A 242-nucleotide genomic window follows, 5' to 3' on the forward strand; every position below is an offset into this window, starting at 1 on the left:
CTTGGGCTTGTCCTGCTTGGCCACGTCGCGAGTCTAGCCGGCGCGGCTCTTGGCGGCCGACTTGCCGCCGCCGCTGCGCCCGGCGTCCTTCTTGGTTCCGCCGGCCTTCTTCGTCGCAGTGGCCTTCTTCGCGCCGGCACCCTTCTTCGACTGCGTCTTCTTTTTCTCGGCCTGGCTGCGCAGCAGCTCCACCGCCGTTTCCAGCGTTACCTGCTCGGGATCGGCCGCCTTGGGCAGCGAGG

1 protein-coding gene is annotated in these 242 nt (G+C 68.6%); it reads right to left on the reverse strand.

Annotated features, from left to right (window positions below; genetic code table 11):
* Positions 1-33 precede the first annotated feature (33 nt).
* The coding region (locus R0J87_RS23885) for a topoisomerase C-terminal repeat-containing protein (protein ID WP_498889512.1) at positions 34-242 on the reverse strand (209 nt) is incomplete at its 5' end.

Origin of the sequence: Halomonas sp. SIMBA_159 (genome assembly GCF_046536035.1) — a bacterium.
Lineage (GTDB): Bacteria > Pseudomonadota > Gammaproteobacteria > Pseudomonadales > Halomonadaceae > Vreelandella > Vreelandella venusta_A.